16 protein-coding genes are annotated in these 13,850 nt (G+C 68.4%); 10 read left to right on the top strand and 6 right to left on the bottom strand.

Features of this window, described 5'->3' with window-relative positions; translation table 11 throughout:
* Positions 1 to 42 precede the first annotated feature (42 nt).
* Positions 43 to 1,071: a 2'-deoxycytidine 5'-triphosphate deaminase gene (locus P7A99_RS13340; RefSeq protein WP_277794319.1), complete on the bottom strand. Its 1,029-nt coding sequence runs from the start codon at positions 1,069 to 1,071 to the stop codon at positions 43 to 45.
* Between the two features lie 158 nt (positions 1,072 to 1,229).
* Here P7A99_RS13340 and metZ point away from each other — a divergent pair, with 158 nt between their 5' ends.
* From metZ to P7A99_RS13320, 4 genes are all read left to right on the top strand, one after another.
* Positions 1,230 to 2,414 carry an O-succinylhomoserine sulfhydrylase gene (metZ, locus tag P7A99_RS13335; RefSeq protein WP_277794318.1) on the top strand — a complete coding sequence of 395 codons (1,185 nt, stop codon included), beginning with the start codon at positions 1,230 to 1,232 and terminating at the stop codon, positions 2,412 to 2,414.
* A complete protein-coding gene (gene apaG / locus P7A99_RS13330) occupies positions 2,395 to 2,859 on the top strand; it encodes a Co2+/Mg2+ efflux protein ApaG (RefSeq protein ID WP_277794317.1) in 465 nt (154 codons plus the stop codon). Before metZ ends, apaG begins: the two co-directional genes overlap by 20 nt.
* 76 nt (positions 2,860 to 2,935) lie before the next feature.
* The gene (locus P7A99_RS13325) at positions 2,936 to 3,571 is read left to right on the top strand and encodes a hypothetical protein (RefSeq protein ID WP_277794316.1); all 636 of its coding nucleotides are present in this window, start codon (positions 2,936 to 2,938) and stop codon (positions 3,569 to 3,571) included.
* 94 nt (positions 3,572 to 3,665) lie between these two features.
* Positions 3,666 to 3,953, top strand: coding sequence for a hypothetical protein (locus P7A99_RS13320; RefSeq protein ID WP_277794315.1), 288 nt, complete (start codon positions 3,666 to 3,668; stop codon positions 3,951 to 3,953).
* A gap of 61 nt (positions 3,954 to 4,014) precedes the next feature.
* Here the strand turns inward: P7A99_RS13320 and P7A99_RS13315 are convergent, their stop codons facing one another.
* Both P7A99_RS13315 and P7A99_RS13310 read right to left on the bottom strand, forming a co-directional pair.
* Positions 4,015 to 4,923 (bottom strand): Hsp33 family molecular chaperone, encoded by a 909-nt coding sequence (locus P7A99_RS13315; protein ID WP_277794314.1) that lies wholly within the window; start codon positions 4,921 to 4,923, stop codon positions 4,015 to 4,017.
* Between the two features lie 210 nt (positions 4,924 to 5,133).
* Positions 5,134 to 6,438 carry an amidohydrolase gene (locus tag P7A99_RS13310; protein WP_431307673.1) on the bottom strand — a complete coding sequence of 435 codons (1,305 nt, stop codon included), beginning with the start codon at positions 6,436 to 6,438 and terminating at the stop codon, positions 5,134 to 5,136.
* A gap of 133 nt (positions 6,439 to 6,571) precedes the next feature.
* On the opposite strand from P7A99_RS13310, the gene P7A99_RS13305 reads away from it, so the two are divergent.
* From P7A99_RS13305 to P7A99_RS13290, 4 genes are all read left to right on the top strand, one after another.
* Positions 6,572 to 7,291 carry an NUDIX hydrolase gene (locus tag P7A99_RS13305; RefSeq protein WP_277794313.1) on the top strand — a complete coding sequence of 240 codons (720 nt, stop codon included), beginning with the start codon at positions 6,572 to 6,574 and terminating at the stop codon, positions 7,289 to 7,291.
* Positions 7,292 to 7,293: 2 nt separating this feature from the next.
* Positions 7,294 to 7,737, top strand: a complete 444-nt coding sequence (locus tag P7A99_RS13300) for a DUF6265 family protein (protein ID WP_277794312.1) — start codon at positions 7,294 to 7,296, stop codon at positions 7,735 to 7,737.
* Positions 7,738 to 7,818: 81 nt separating this feature from the next.
* Positions 7,819 to 7,986 carry a 50S ribosomal protein L33 gene (gene rpmG / locus P7A99_RS13295; protein WP_004620056.1) on the top strand — a complete coding sequence of 56 codons (168 nt, stop codon included), beginning with the start codon at positions 7,819 to 7,821 and terminating at the stop codon, positions 7,984 to 7,986.
* 93 nt (positions 7,987 to 8,079) lie between these two features.
* Positions 8,080 to 8,832, top strand: coding sequence for a glutaminyl-peptide cyclotransferase (locus P7A99_RS13290; protein ID WP_431307674.1), 753 nt, complete (start codon positions 8,080 to 8,082; stop codon positions 8,830 to 8,832).
* 156 nt (positions 8,833 to 8,988) lie between these two features.
* Here P7A99_RS13290 and P7A99_RS13285 read toward each other — a convergent pair whose 3' ends face one another.
* Positions 8,989 to 10,353 carry a PleD family two-component system response regulator gene (locus P7A99_RS13285; protein WP_277794310.1) on the bottom strand — a complete coding sequence of 455 codons (1,365 nt, stop codon included), beginning with the start codon at positions 10,351 to 10,353 and terminating at the stop codon, positions 8,989 to 8,991.
* A gap of 6 nt (positions 10,354 to 10,359) precedes the next feature.
* On the bottom strand, positions 10,360 to 10,728 hold the full coding sequence (locus P7A99_RS13280; RefSeq protein ID WP_101711412.1) for a response regulator: 369 nt from the start codon (positions 10,726 to 10,728) through the stop codon (positions 10,360 to 10,362).
* Between the two features lie 123 nt (positions 10,729 to 10,851).
* On the opposite strand from P7A99_RS13280, the gene P7A99_RS13275 reads away from it, so the two are divergent.
* The gene (locus P7A99_RS13275; RefSeq protein WP_277794309.1) at positions 10,852 to 11,508 is read left to right on the top strand and encodes a hypothetical protein; all 657 of its coding nucleotides are present in this window, start codon (positions 10,852 to 10,854) and stop codon (positions 11,506 to 11,508) included.
* Between the two features lie 10 nt (positions 11,509 to 11,518).
* Positions 11,519 to 12,775, top strand: a complete 1,257-nt coding sequence (locus tag P7A99_RS13270; protein WP_277794308.1) for a DNA polymerase IV — start codon at positions 11,519 to 11,521, stop codon at positions 12,773 to 12,775.
* Positions 12,776 to 12,905: 130 nt separating this feature from the next.
* On the opposite strand, the gene P7A99_RS13265 is transcribed toward P7A99_RS13270, so the two are convergent.
* Positions 12,906 to 13,826 (bottom strand): LysR family transcriptional regulator ArgP, encoded by a 921-nt coding sequence (locus tag P7A99_RS13265; protein ID WP_277794307.1) that lies wholly within the window; start codon positions 13,824 to 13,826, stop codon positions 12,906 to 12,908.
* Positions 13,827 to 13,850: the final 24 nt, after the last annotated feature.

Raw genomic sequence — 13,850 nt, 5'->3', positions numbered from 1 at the left:
AGGCGAGAGCGGGTTAACCAGGCGAGCGCTAAGCGCCGCGGCCTAACGCCACGGCTTGAAGTGCTTGGAAAGCTTCAGCCCCTGCCTCTGGTAGTGCGAACCGCCCTCGCCATAGAGGCGCGCGGGCCGCTCGGTCAGGGGCTCATAGACCAGGCGAGCCACGGTCTGGCCGTCTTCCAGCAGGAACGGCGTCTCGTGGCTGCGCACCTCGAGCACGCCCTTGGAGCCGACGGCGCCGGCCTCCTCGGTGCCGAAGCCCGGGTCGAAGAAGCCGGCGTAGTGGACGCGGAACTCGCCCACCGACGGATCGATCGGGGTCATCTCGGCCGCTTCCATGACCGGGATCTCGACGTCGTCCTTGGAAGCCAGGATGTAAAACTCGCCCGGATCGAGCAGCAGCTCGCCGTGGCGGGTTTCCAGCGGCTCCCAGAAGTCGCGCGGGTCGTGGCCGTCCTCGTGGTCGAGATCGACGACGCCGGCGTGGCGACGGCCGCGGAAGCCCACGATGCCGCTCTGGCCGGGCGTCAGGTCGACGCCGACACTGCGGATGGCCAGCTTCACCGGATCGCCGCGCTTGAGGCGCAGCTGGTTCAGGCGCGTGCCGGCGCGGACCAGCACCGAGAAGGTCTGCGGCGCGATCTCGATATAGAGCGGCCCCTCATAGCCGGCCTCGATGTCGTCGAAGGCCTTGGAGTGGTCGCTCAGCAGGCGGACAAAGACGTCGACCCGGCCCGTGGAGCTCTTGGGATTGCCGCGCGCGGCGACATTGGCCGGCAGCGCCAGGCGCTCCTGGATCTCGGCGATGTAGACGCAGCCCTTCTCCAGCACCGCGCCCTTGCTCAGGTCCAGCTCGTGCATGGCCACGTCCTTGAGGCGGTCAGGCACGCGGCGCGAGACGCCCGGCAGGAACGAGGCCCGCACGCGCCAGCAGCGCACGCCCAGGCGCAGGTCGAGGCTGGCCGGCTGAACCTGGTCGCGGTCGAACGGGGTCTGCGAGGTGATCGCCTCCTGGGCGATCAGGGACTCGATGGTCTGGCAGGGCAGAATCCCTGCGGCGTGGGCGTCGGTCATCGGCGGCACACTCTCTAAACCTCGCGCCTAAGGCAAGGCTGCGCGCGCGTCGTTCGCCTCCAGGCATTCTGATGTTGAAATAAGACCCTCGGCGCTTGACCCTGGGGGCCGCCAAACCCCTTATGCCGCCAACTTGTGACTACTGCGTCGAGGAAGCCGTGTCCGAAGATCCGAAGAACTGGGACGTCGCCACCAAGCTGATCCGTGGAGGTCTCGCCCGTTCGCCGTTCATGGAGACCGCCGAGGCGCTCTACCTGACCCAGGGCTTCACCTACGACAGCGCCGAGGGCGCCGATCGCCGGTTCTCGGGCGAGGATCCGGGCTTCGTCTATTCGCGCTTCAACAACCCGACCGTGAAGATGTTCGAGGACCGCCTTGCGCTGCTGGAAGGCGCCGAGGTCTGCCGCGCCACGGCCACGGGCATGGCCGCCGTCCACTCGGCGCTGATGGGCCTGGTGCGCGCGGGCGATCACGTGGTGGCCGGCAACGCCCTCTTCGGCTCGTGCCGCTGGCTGATCGCCGAATGGCTGCCGCGCTTCGGCGTCGAGACCACCTTCGTCGACGCCACCGACCTTTCGGCCTGGGAAGCGGCGATCAAGTCCAACACCAAGGCCGTGCTGATCGAGACCCCCTCGAACCCGGTGCTGGAGATCACCGACATCGCCGCGGTGTCGAAGCTGGCCCACGCCGTCGGCGCCAAGGTCATCGTCGATAACGTGTTCGCCACCCCGATCTTCCAGCAGCCGCTGGAGCTGGGCGCCGACGTCGTCGTCTATTCGGCCACCAAGCACATCGACGGCCAGGGCCGCGTGCTGGGCGGGGCGATCCTGACCACCGAGGCCATCAACGAGGAATTCTACCGCGACAGCATGCGCCACACCGGCCCATCGCTGTCGCCGTTCAACGCCTGGGTCATGCTCAAGGGCCTGGAGACGCTGGACCTGCGCGTGCGCCGCCAGACCGACACCGCCGCCGCCCTGGCCGATGTCATGGCCGAGCACAAGAAGGTGACGCGGGTGCTCTACCCGTTCCGCACCGATCACCCTGGCTACGAAGTGGCCAAGAAGCAGATGACCGGCGCCGGCACGGTGATCGCCCTGGACCTCGGCTCGCGCGAGGCGGCCTTCAAGTTCCTGAACGCGCTGGAGATCGTCGACATCTCCAACAATCTGGGCGACGCCAAGTCGATGGCCACCCACCCGCCGACCACGACGCACCGCTCGGTGCCCGAGGAAATGCGCCCGCTGCTGGGCGTGACCGAAGGCGGCGTGCGCCTGTCCGTGGGCCTGGAAAGCCTGTCCGACCTGACGCGAGACGTGACCCGTGCGCTCGACCAGGCGTGAGTCCAGCCCGCCGCTGAAGCGGATCCGTCGGCGCCGCGGCCCCGATACCGGCATCTATGAAGCCCGCACGCGCGACATCGTCGTGCGGGTCGCGCCCTGCTACCTGCCCGAGGAGTCCTCGCCCGAGCAGAGCCTCTACCTGTGGGCCTACACCGTCGAGATCGAGAACCACGGCGTCGAGACCGTCCATCTGGTCGCGCGCTGGTGGAAGGTCACAGACGCGATGAACCGCAGCAACGAGGTCGAGGGCTCGGGCGTGGTCGGCGAGCAGCCGGAACTGCGGCCGCGCGAGGCCTTCCGCTACGTCTCCAACTGCCCGCTGCCGACGTCGTCGGGCACGATGGTCGGCCGCTACCAGATGGTGACCGAGGCCGGCGAAGCGTTCGACGCGCACATTCCCGAGTTCTCGCTGCACCTGCCGGGCGCCTCCCGGCGGGTGAACTGACGCAAGGATCGCGTTTCCGAAAACGCAACCTTGAGATAGTACGTCATCGTTCGTGAACCCCGGGGGGAACCGAGCGATGACGTCCTACACCATCCAGATCTGGAACCAGTCCCAGGCCGCCAGGAGCTATGTGCTGTTTCTGCAGCAGCCCGAACTGGCCGCGGCCGGCTCGCCGCAGGGCTACACCAACGCCTGGGCGACCTTTCCCAGCGTGACCAACGGCGGCTTCGACCGCATCACCTTCGACGAGACCATCTACGCCTACTGGAGCGAGCCGCCAGCCAACGGCCGAACGCTCAGCGGCGGCGTGGCGCTGGTCAACACCCAGACCCATGATACGGTCGCCTTCAGCGGCGGCTCTCCCACCGGTTTCACCTCGGTCACCAGCCCGGGCTCGGCCCCGCCGGGGAGCTTCGCGATCGTCACGGGGTCCGACTTCACCCCGAGCAACGGCTACGTCCTGGGGATGGCGCGCATGGCCGCCTCGCCGATCCCGGTCCCGACCATGACCTTTCCGGCCCTGCCGAACACGATCAGCACCATCCGGCCGATCCACACCTACTATGTGGCCGTCGGGGACTATGCGCCAGGCGAGGTGATGGACGCCGGCCTGGTCGCCGGCGCGGCCGAAATCGACTTCGCCGGACGGGCGCAGACCACTGCCACGGTCATCCAGCACGCGGACGGAACCTTTTCCGTGACCTACGGCTGACGCCGTCGCCGAAAGGCGCCGTTGCCAAGTAACGATGTTCTGCGTTTACTTCCCCTAGCGGCGTCAGACCGCGAACACATAGGGAGGTTGCGGCGTGGCCGATTACGAGCTTACCCTCATCAACCAGAGCGACGACGTCCAGAACTCGACGGTCATGGTGTTCCAGAAGGCGCCCAGCAGGCCGGTCAGCCTGGCGCGGACGATCCCGCCCGGCGGCTCTTCGAAGATCAGTTTCAACAATGTGGAACCGAACGCCCAGGCCTATCTGGTTCTGGGCGAGCGGCCGCACCTGGACGGCGGCGAACCGCCGGCCGGCTCGGTGCGGCTCGATCTGGACCTGACGCACGAATACGTCATCCGACGGCCGGAAGGGCGGCACTAGCTGCGCTAGCCCCCTTCAGTCGCTTAGAGAACCTCCCCCTCTGGGGGAGGCTCCTCCTGCCTTACGCCTCGCCTTCCGGCTCCAGCGCGTAGACGCGCGAGCAGTACTCGCAGGTCACGTGGATCTTGCCGTCGGGCTCGATCATCTCGGCCTTCTCTTCCGGCGAGAACGACTGCAGCACCACGCCGATCCGCTCTTCCGAGCAGCGGCAGAAGGCGCGCAGCGGCTTCTCGTCGATCAGGCGCACGCCGTCCTCGTTGAACAGGCGCCACAGCAGGGTGGTGGTCGGCACGGTCGGGTCGATCAGCTCGTCCTCGCCCGTGGTCTCGAACAGCGCCTGGGCGTGGTTCCAGGCTTCCTTGGTCTCGCCGCGCGTCTCGTCGCCGGCGATGGTCTGAATGAGAATGCCGCCGGCGCGCCAGGTCAGGCCCTCGCCCGTGTCGACCTGGCCGACGGCCAGGCGCACGCGGGTCGGGATCTGTTCCGACTGCATGAAGTACTGCTCGGCGCACAAAGCCAGGCTCTCGCCCTCAATGGCGGTGACGCCCTGATAGCGCTCCATGTCGGCGCCCTGGTCGAGGGTCATGATGAACACGCCGCCGCCCAGCAGGGTCTTGGCGCCCGGACGGGCGAAACCTTCCGAAACCGCCGCGACTTCGTCGGGGTCGAACCGGCAATAGCCGCGCAGGCCGCCGGTGGTGTCGTAGTCGACCACCACATAGCGCACCGGGCCGTCGCCCTGGGCCTGGACGATCAGGCGGCCCTCGAACTTCAGGCTCGAGCCGACCAGGGCGGCCAGCGCGCAGGCCTCGCCCAGCAGGTTGGCCACGGGCTCGGGATAGGAATGGCGGGTCAGCACCTCGTTGACCGCCTCGCCCAGCCGCACCACGCGGCCGCGCACGGGCAGGCCTTCGATCTGGAAGGCGGAAACGAGGTCGTCGGACAGGATCTGGGGGGCGGCGTCGGTCATGGGGCGGTTAGATAGGCGCTTTGTGGGAAATTGCGAGACCCCCTCTCCCCTTGCGGGAGAGGGTGGCCTCCGAAGGAGGTCGGGTGAGGGGTCGCACGAGCTGAGACACCACGTCAGCTGATCAGCCGTCGCGGTGTTTTGGGTCTGAGAGACCCCTCATCCGTCAGCTTCGCTGACACCTTCTCCCGCAAGGGGAGAAGGAACGAGAGCTTACTTCTTCGCCAGATAGTCCAGCGCCATGAACACCTCGGCCTTGACCCCCGTCTCCAGCACCGCCTCGTCGATGTCGAAATAGGGCGAGTGATTGGCCGGCGCCCCCGCGGCCGGCACGTCGGCCTTGCGGCCGCCCAGCTGGACGAACACCGCCGGCACCTTCTGACCGTAGAGGGAAAAGTCCTCGGCCCCGGTGACCAGGGCGGCCTGGTCGTCGACCTTGCCGGGCGAGGCCTTTTCCAGCGAGGCCTTGACCCACTTCGACAGGGCCGCGTCGTTCCAGGTGACCGGATAGGGCTGGGTGAACACCGCCTCGGCCTTGGCGCCATAACGGTCGCCGATGGCGGCCACGGCCTTCTGGGTCTTGGCGATCACCTCGGCCTTGCGCTCAGGCGTGAAGGTTCGCAGCGTGCCGCTCATCACCAGGTCTTCGGGGATGATGTTGTTGCGCACGCCCATGTTGATGGTGGCGATGGTCAGCACCGTCGGCGAGGTCCCGACATCGATCTGGCGGGCGGCGATCTGGTTCAGGGCCTGGACGATGTCGGCCGAGATGCTGGCCATGTCGATGCCCGCCCAGGGCCGCGCGCCGTGGGTCTGCTTGCCCTTGACGGTGATGGTGAGGCGGTCGGCGCCGGCGTAGAAGCCTTCCGGGCGATAGTTCAGGGCGTGGGCGTCACCGGGGCCGATATGGACGCCGAAGATGGCGTCGACCTTCGGGTTGTCGAGCGCGCCGTCGGCGATCATCAGCTTGGCGCCGCCCTCGTCGCCGGCCTGGGGCCCCTCCTCCGCCGGCTGGAAGATGAAGACCACCGTGCCGGCGATGTCGTTCTTCATGCCGGCCAGCACCGTGGCCGCGCCCAGCAGCATGGCCACGTGGGTGTCGTGGCCGCAGGCGTGCATCACCGGGACGGTCTTGCCTTCCCAGGTCGCCGTGGCCTTGGAGGCGAACGGCAGGCCGGTCTTTTCCAGCACCGGCAGGGCGTCCATGTCGGCGCGCAGAGCCACGACCTTGCCGGGCTTGCCGCCCTTGAGCACGCCCACGACGCCGGTCTTGCCGACGCCCTCGCGGACCTCCAGACCCAGCGCCTTCAGCTCCTTGGCCACCAGGGCGGCGGTGCGGACCTCCTGGTTGCCCAGTTCGGGATGCTCGTGAACGTCGCGCCGCCAGGCCACCGCCTTGGGCTGGGCCGCCTTGGCCGCCGACTCGACCTTGGCCGCGGACGGCGCGGCCAGAGCGGGGACGGAGATGGCGCTCGCCGCCATCAGGGCCAGAACCGAAACCTTCGCGCGCACGCCCATTCCCGACTCCTAGAGAAGACTTTGCGGGCGAGCTTGGCGGTTCCCAAGGCCGGGTCAAGGGCCGGGTCAAGGGCGACTGCACTTTACCTAAGGAACGGCTTTGCAGAACCGTTGCGAAGACTAAGCTTCGTCCATGACCGAGCCTGCATTCGACTCCAAGGACGACGGCGAAGCCCTGGACCCCAGTTCCGGCGTGATAAGGCCGCGCCACGCCGCCACCCTGATCGTGGTGCGCGACGATGGTCCCGCTCCGCAGGTGCTGATGGGGCGGCGGAATCGCGGCCACGCCTTCATGGCCAGCAAGTGGGTGTTTCCCGGCGGCCGGGTCGACCGCGGCGACTATGGCGCGCCCTCGGCCACCGAGCTTGATCCCCAGGTCGCCTCGCGCCTGACAACCGAACCGCGTCATCCCTCGCCCGCGCGCCTGGCCCGGGCCCTGGCCCTGGCGGCCGTGCGCGAAACCTTCGAGGAGACCGGCCTCCTGCTGGCCAAGCCGGCCCAGGCGCGCCCCGGCGCCGGGGCCTGGCGACCGTTCCTGGCCCAGGGCGCCCTGCCCGATCTGTCGCCGCTGGCCTTCGTGGCCCGCGCCATCACCCCGCCCTATCGCCCGCGCCGCTTCGACGCCCGCTTCTTCATGGCCCCGGCCAGCGCCCTGCTGAGCCTCGAGCCCCAGCCAGATTGCGGCGAGCTGGACGAGATCGCCTGGGTCACCTTCGACGAGACCCGCGACCTCGACCTGCCCAGCATCACCCGCATGGTGCTGCGCGAGTCGGCGCTGCGCCTGAAGGATCCCCACCGCCCCGCGCCGTTCATGCGCTTCCTGCGGGGCAACGCCGTGATGACGGAGCTCTGACCATGCTCGCCCTCCTCCTCGCCCTGCAGGCCGCCCCGGCGCCGGCCATCGACCAGGCCGCCTTCCTGGCCGGCTGCTGGCGGCAGGACCGGCCCAACGGCGTGGTCGAGGAGCAGTGGCTGGCGCCCGGCGGCGGCATGATGCTGGGCATGAGCCGCACGGTGCGCGACGGCAAGGTCCGCACTTTCGAGTTCACCCGAATCCAGGAAACTGACGGACGACTCACCTTCTTCGCCACGCCCTCGAACCAGGCCCCGGCCGCCTTTCCGCTGAAGAGCGCCGCGCCGGGCGAGCTCGTGTTCGAAAACCCCGCTCACGACTTTCCCCAGCGGGTGATCTACAAAAGCCAGGGCAAGGACGGCCTTCTGGGCCGGATCGAGGGCGAAATCGGCGGCAAGGCGCGGTCGGTCGACTTCCCCTACAAACGATGTTCAGGCGCCGATTGACTTTGGCCCGTTCATGCGTATGTTCCGCGCCTCTCATTTCGACCGCGCGGAGACCTGCGCGACCACCGCAGGGATACGACCATGGCCAAACCGGCTTCGATCAAGATCCGCCTGAATTCGACGGCGGACACCGGCTTCTTCTACGTCACCAAGAAGAACGCCCGCACCAAGACCGAAAAGATGGTGCTGAAGAAGTACGACCCGGTCGTGCGCAAGCACGTCGAATTCCGCGAAGGCAAGATCAAGTAAGATCGCCTCGTCGCACCGACGATTCTCGAAAACGCCCGGCGGCAACGTCGGGCGTTTTTGTTTTTCCGGTCCCTGGAATAGGTTCATCGCGTGATCGTTCGCCTCGCCCTCGCCTTCTCCGTCATGGCCGCCGCCCTGCCCGCCTGCGCCCAGCCCGCGCCGGTGCAGAGCTACGAGGTGGTCCGCACCTATCCCCACGACCGCCAGGCCTTCACCGAGGGCCTGCTGGTGCGCGACGGCCAGCTCTACGAGAGCACGGGCCTGGAGGGCCGCTCGTGGGTGCGCAAGGTCGACCTGGAGACCGGCGCGGTGCAGCAGCAGGCCGACCTTGATCCCAAGTACTTCGGCGAGGGCATCGTCGACTGGGGCGATCAGATCGTCCAGCTGACCTGGCAGAACGGGATCGGCTTCGTTCGTGACCGGGCGACCTTCGCCGTCAAGTCGACCTTCAGCTACACCGGCGAAGGCTGGGCCCTGACCAAGGACGACCGTCGCATCATCATGAGCGACGGCACCGACGAGCTGCGGTTCCTGGATCCCAAGACCCTGAAGGAAACCGGCCGGGTGAAGGTGACCGACGATGGCCGTCCCGTGGACCAGATCAACGAGCTGGAATTCATCAAGGGCGAGGTCTGGGCCAACATCTGGCAGACCGACCAGATCGTCCGCATCGATCCCAAGACCGGCAAGGTGGTCGGACGGCTCGATCTGTCGGGCCTGCTGACGCCGCAGGAAGCCGCCCGCGCCGACGTGCTGAACGGCATCGCTTACGACGCCAAGGCGGATCGGATCTTCGTCACGGGCAAGTTCTGGCCGTGGCTGTTCGAGATCAAGGTCGCGAAGTAGGCCGCCCCTTCACCGCCTCCCTAGGCCTCGAGCCTAGGGCCCATGGTTCAGTCGCTCAGACCTGAGATGCACGCCCGCGATCTGAGCGGCGGCGCGATGGCCCCTGGGCACAAGGCCCAGGGAAGCAGTTTCTAAAAGCTCGGAGAAAAAGGCGGCTCAAGCCGCCTTGCAGACCACGGCGTTGCGGCCGGCGGCCTTGGCTTCGTAGACGCCGCTGTCGGCGCGCTTGAGCAGGGCTTCGGGGGTGTCGCCCGGGCCTGTGGTGGCCGAGACGCCGACCGAGATTGTCACCGTCAGCATTTCCTGGCCGCCGGCCACGCGGAACGGCGAGCCGGCCACGTGCATGCGGATGCGCTCGGCGATGCGCACGGCGTCGGCCAGCTGGGTGTCGGGCATGATCACCGTGAACTCCTCGCCGCCGTAGCGGCAAGGCAGGTCGATGGCGCGCACGTTAGAGGCCAGGCGCAGGGCGAACTCGCGCAGCACCTCGTCGCCGACGTCGTGGCCGAAGCCGTCGTTGATCTTCTTGAAGTAGTCGATGTCGATCAGCAGGGCCGAGACCGGGTCGCCGCCCATGGTGGCGCGGTTGACCAGGGCCGACAGCTGGCCGGTCATGTAGCGGCGGTTGTGCAGGCCGGTCAGCGGATCGGTGACGGCCAGCTCCAGCGAATGGTCGAGGTTGTTGCGCAGATAGTCGGTGTAGCGCTTGCGGCGCACCTGGGTGCGGACGCGGGCGGCCAGCTCCTGCGGGTCGATCGGGCGCGGCAGCACATCGTTGACGCCGATATCCAGCGCCTTGACCATCCGCGGGCGGTCGTCGGGATCGACCACGGCCAGGATCGGCAGGTGGCGGGTGCGCTCGCTGGAACGCAGCGTCGCGGCGAAGCGAAGGCCGTCGAAGCCACGGGCGGCGGCGTTGACGATGACGAGGTCCACCGGGCCGCCGGCGCTGATTTCGGCCTTGGCCAGATCGGTCTCGACCACGGGGCGGTGCTCGACCGCCAGTTCGGTGGCCACGCGCTGGGCCTGGCGTTCGTTGTCGTCGACGATCAGCACCCGGCCGCCGATGCCGTCAAGGCGGGCGGCGGCGCCGGCGATCACGCCGATGCGGCGGCCCGAAGCCTCGCGCTGGCGCAGCTCGTCAATGACCATCTTCAGGCGGGTCAGGCTGCGCACGCGGGCGAACAGCATGACGTCGTCTATGGGTTTCGTGAGGAAGTCGGCGGCGCCCGCCTCCAGGCCCTGGATGCGGTCGGCGCGGCCATCGAGGGCCGTGACCAGCACCACCGGGATATGGCGGGTGGCGGCGTCTTCCTTGAGCTTGCGGCAGACGGTGAAGCCGTCCATGCCGGGCATCATCACGTCCAGCAGGATGATGTCGGGCAGTTCCTCGGCCGCCTTCGCCAGGGCCGTCGGGCCGTCATAGGCGTAGGAGACCTGATAATACTCGGCCGAAAGCTTGGCCTCGAGCAGGCGCACATTGGCCTCGATGTCGTCGACGACGAGGATTCGCGCGCTCACGGCCTGTTACCTCTCCAGCAGTCGGCGGATGGTGTCGAGGAAGTGCGACACCGAGATAGGCTTCGAGATATAGGCCTCGCAGCCGCCCTCGCGAATACGCTCCTCGTCGCCCTTCATCGCAAATGCCGTAACAGCGACCACGGGTATATGTGACAGATCGTCGTCCTCTTTCAGCCACTTGGTCACTTCCAGGCCCGAGATCTCGGGCAGCTGGATGTCCATGAGGATCAAGTTAGGGCGATGTTCACGGGCGATCGACAGCGCCTGCAGCCCTTCACGGGTCTGCAGGGTCTCGTAGCCCTGGGCCTCGAGCAGATCATGAAAGAGCTTCATGTTCAGCTCGTTATCCTCGACGATGAGGACCTTCTTCGTCATCCTGACCCCGACCATACGGTCCGTGGCGACACGTGAGGGATTCGCGCCGCTTCTTCATCCTCAGATCGCACGAATATCCTTAAGCCCGCGCTAATCGCGTTTCCAACGACCGATCGCACACAAATGGACGCCCGCTCTCTAGACCTCAAGACCTGCACGCTGGATGCGCACCGTCCGCTCGTCATCGTGGACGTCGACGAAGTGCTGGCCCAGTTCATGGCCGGCTTCGGCGCTTTCATCGGCCGGCACGGCTTCGAGCTGCGCGTCGACCGCTTCGCCCTGTTCCAGAACATCTACCGTCCGGGCGAGGCCGAGCACCTGGACCTGATCGCCGGCCGGGCCCTGTTCAACGACTTCTTCCGCGATGGCGGCGACGACCTCCTGCCCGCCGAAGGCGCGGCCGACGCCCTGGCCGACCTGTCGCTGGACGCCAACGTGGTGATCCTGACCAACGCGCCGGAGCACGGCCGCCAGACTCGCGCCCGCTGGCTGAAGACTCACGGCTTCGACTATCCGCTGATCATCAATTCCGGCCCCAAGGGCCCGTCGGCGGCCGACCTGGCCGGACGGGTCGAGAAGCCCGCCGTGTTCATCGACGACCTGCTGCCGCAACTCGAATCGGTGGCCGAGTACGCCCCTGGCGTAAGTCGCTTCCAGATGGTGGCCGACCAGCGCCTGCGCCCCCTGGCTCCCAGCGCGCCCGACCGGCACAAGCGCATCGACCTGTGGCCCGACCTCAAGGTCGCCCTCCGCGAGGCGCTGGCGCTCGACGGGCGATGAAGGCCCCCAGATGAAAGCCCTCTGCCGCGACTGCCTCTGGACCGGCGAGCGCAAGGCGCCGCGCTGCCCGTCGTGCGGCTCGCCGCGCACGGTCTTCCACGAGGAACTGGGGGCGCTTTCGATGGCGCACCTGGACTGCGACGCCTTCTACGCCTCGGTCGAGAAGCGCGACGATCCGACCTTGCGCGACAAGCCGGTAATCGTCGGCGGCGGCAAGCGCGGCGTGGTCACCACGGCCTGCTACATCGCCCGGATGAGCGGCGCGCGCTCGGCCATGCCGATGTTCAAGGCATTGCAGCTGTGTCCCGACGCCGTCGTCGTGAAGCCCAACTTCGCCAAGTACAAGCACGAGAGCGCCCTCATCATGGCCCGCCTCTCGAACCTGACGCCGCTTGTGCAGCCGCTGTCGCTGGACGAGGCCTGGATCGACCTGGCCGGCACCGAGCGCCTGCACGGCGCGCCGCCGGCGGTGATGCTGGCCAAGGTGCAGAGAGAGATCGAGGCCGAGCAGAACCTGACCGTCTCGATCGGCCTGGCCCCCAACAAGTTCCTGGCCAAGATCGCCTCGGAACTGGACAAGCCGCGCGGCTTCTCGGCCATCGGCGCGGCTGAGGCTGTGGCGTTCCTGGCGACCAAGCCGGTGTCGATCCTGCCGGGCGTGGGGCCCGCGACGGTCTCGACCCTGGCGGGCCTTGGCCTGCGCACCGTCGGCGACATCGCCAATGCCGACCTCAAGACCCTGGCCCAGGCGCTGGGAACCGGCGGACTGCGCCTGCATCGGCTGGCCCACGGCCAGGACGCCCGCGCCGTGGATCCCGACAGCGTGCGCAAGACCATCAGCGCCGAGACCACCTTCAACGACGACCTCTTCCGCCGCGAGGACCTGGAAGACCAGCTGTGGCCCCTGTGCGAGAAGGTGGCCCGGCAGGTGCGCCGCGAAGAGGTGGCCGGCCGGGTGGCGACGCTGAAGCTGCGCACCCCCGACTTCAAGATCCACACCCGCCGCCGCACCCTGCCCGTCCCCACCCAGACGGCCCAGACCCTGTTCCAGGTGGCGCGCGAACTGCTGGCCGCCGAGCCGCCGGGTCGCTCCTACCGTCTGATCGGCGCGGGCCTGACCGAGTTCGTCCCCGCCGCCGGCGCGGCCGACGACTTCTTCGCCGGCGACGAGCGCCGGGCGCTGAAGAGCGAGACGGCCATCGACGCCCTGCGCGGCAAGTACGGCCTGGGCGCCGTCGTCACCGGCCGGGCGCTGAAGAGCAAGTAAGATCAAATAGCCATTCTTCCCCGCGAAGGCGGGGACCCAAGCTGACATCCAGAATGGGGCGCGGCGGCGGATTACCCGCAGGCTCGGCTTGGATCCCCGCCTTCGCGGGGAGGCTCGGTGTAAGGGGCGCTCAGGTTGGTGAGTGTCTTTCCACTGGAACGTCGACCAGCGCCTCCCCCGCCGTCGTCCGCACCGCCGCCGTCAGGCGATCCAGCAGGCGCGCCGACAATCGCGAGCGCTGCCAGTAAAGCGTGACCGCGATGGCATGGCCCGGCGGCAGTTCGACCAGTCGTCCGGAGGCCAGATGCGGCGCGGCCAGCGTGCGCGGCGTCATCGCCCAGCCGAGGCCCGCCAGGTTCATGTCGAGCATCCCCTGCGTCGCCGGCGTCCAGTGCACGGGCCCCTCCGGGCGCGCGCCCAGCGCCTCCTGGGCCCAGCGGGCCTGCAGGCCGTCGCGGCGGTCGAAGCGCAGCAGCGGCGCATGGCGCAGGCGCTCGGCGTCGAAGCCGTCCGGAAAGACCCTGGCCATGAAGGCCGGGCTGGCCGTGGCCAGGTACTCGATCGCGCCCAGCGGATAGGTCTTGCAGCCGACCACCGGCGCCGGATCGGCGGTGACGGCGGCCAGCACCTCGCCGTCGCGCAGCCGCTCGGCGGTGTGGGCCTCGTCGTCCATGACGATGTCGAGCATGGCCCCGGTCTCCTCGGCGAAGCGCGCCGCGGCGAGCGGGAACCAGGTGCTGACGCTGTCGGCGTTGACAGCGATGCGGACCACGGCCGGCCCCTCGGCCAGGTCGGCCAGGCGCGGCAGATCGGCGACCAGGTCGCCCTCCAGCAGCCGCACCTGCTCCACATGGGCGCACAGGCGCGCGCCGATGGCGGTGGGGCGGCAGGGCTGGCCACGGGTCAGCAGCACCGCGCCCAGGCGCTCCTCCAGGGCCTTGACCCGCTGGGAGACGGCCGAAGGGGTGACGCCCAGCACGGCGGCCGCCTTGTCGAAGGCGCCCTCGCGGGCGACCGCCGCCACGGCCGCCAAGGAGGCATAGTCCAACATTAGCCAGCCTAACTTCGATTTAGC

The sequence above is a fragment of the Caulobacter endophyticus genome, from assembly GCF_029543245.1.
Lineage (GTDB): Bacteria > Pseudomonadota > Alphaproteobacteria > Caulobacterales > Caulobacteraceae > Caulobacter > Caulobacter endophyticus_A.
This window is presented reverse-complemented; position numbering and strand designations above follow the sequence as displayed.